General features: G+C 40.2%; 1 pseudogene. It reads left to right on the top strand.

Features of this window, described 5'->3' with window-relative positions:
* Positions 1–1,384, top strand: a pseudogene (locus CER18_RS09650) (Vomp family autotransporter); the annotation flags it as partial.

Genomic DNA, 1,384 nt, shown 5'->3' with positions numbered 1-1,384 from the left:
TTATACAAATGTGACTTTGGGTAAGGGTAAAGATTCTTCTCCAGTGGGACTTCATAATGTTGCTGATGGTAAGATTGTTCAGAATTCCCATGATGCAATCACAGGTGGCCAGATTAATACGATCGGTGAAAATATTGCCAAGTTCTTAGGAGGTGAATCAGCCTTTAAAGATGGTGGTTTCACACAGCCAACCTATAAATTATCCAATGTCGATGCTGATGGTAAGGTAACAAACAATTCCTTCAACGATGTTGGTTCTGCATTTACTGGACTTGATACGAATATCAATAATGTGAACAATCATCTTACGAATGTTGTTCAAGACTTTACGAAACAAATAACGGATATTACTCAGGAAGTTAAGGGTGATGCGTTGTTGTGGAGTCAAGATAAAGAGGCATTTGTTGCGACACATGGAACAGATGGTGAGAAGAAAAACAGCAAGATCACATCTCTTGCGAATGGTAGTGTAACGAAAGATTCAACAGATGCGATAGCTGGTAATCAGCTATTTGAAACCAATAAGGTTGTTGCAGCCTATTTAGGCGGTGGTGCTAGCTATGCAGAAGGAAAGTGGACAGCTCCAAGCTTCAAGGTTAGAAAAATTGATACAGAAGGTACAGCGACCGAAGGGAAGTATGATAATGTAGCAGAAGCTTTGACTGATGTTGGTAGTTCTATCACGAATATTCACAATGAAGTTCACAAGGAGATTGGCAAGGTTATAAGCGATAATCTTGTTAAGCAAGCGAAAGATGGCGCTCCTATTACCATTGGTAAAGAAGTAGAAGGGACAATAATTAAYCTTCAAAATAAGAATAAAGAGAACCGCACCCTTTTCGGTGTGATRGGTGGAACAATCTCTAAGAATTCCATTGAGGCTGTTAATGGTTCTCAGCTTTATAGCTTAGGCGACAATGTTGCGAAGTATTTTGGTGGTAGTGCTAATTATGAGAATGGCACGTGGAGTGCTCCAAGTTTCAAGTTTAAGACTGTCAATGATGATGGTAGTAAGGTTGAAGATAAGGATTATAGTACTGTATCGGAAGCATTTGCTGGTGTAGGCAGTTCTTTTGAGAAACTTCACAAAGAGTTTACCGAAAGAAACGCAGAGGTTACAGAAAATATTAAGCAGAATGCGTTGTTATGGAGTGCAACTGATCAAGCCTTTAGTGCCAAGCACGGGGAAGGTGAAGCAGAAAAAACGAACAGCAAGATTACGTCTCTTGCCAAAGGTAACATTGCAGAAGGTTCAACGGATGCTGTGAATGGCTCCCAGTTATTTGATACCAATCAACATGTAAGCGCCGTTTCCCACAATTTTGAAACAGCTGCTGCGAATATAGCTCAATCCTTTGGTGGAGGTGCTGAATATAAGGATGAT

The organism is Bartonella tribocorum (assembly GCF_002777915.1).
Taxonomy (GTDB): domain Bacteria; phylum Pseudomonadota; class Alphaproteobacteria; order Rhizobiales; family Rhizobiaceae; genus Bartonella; species Bartonella tribocorum_A.
The sequence above is the reverse complement of the archived record's forward strand: the minus strand, read 5'-3'. Positions and strand labels throughout refer to the sequence as shown.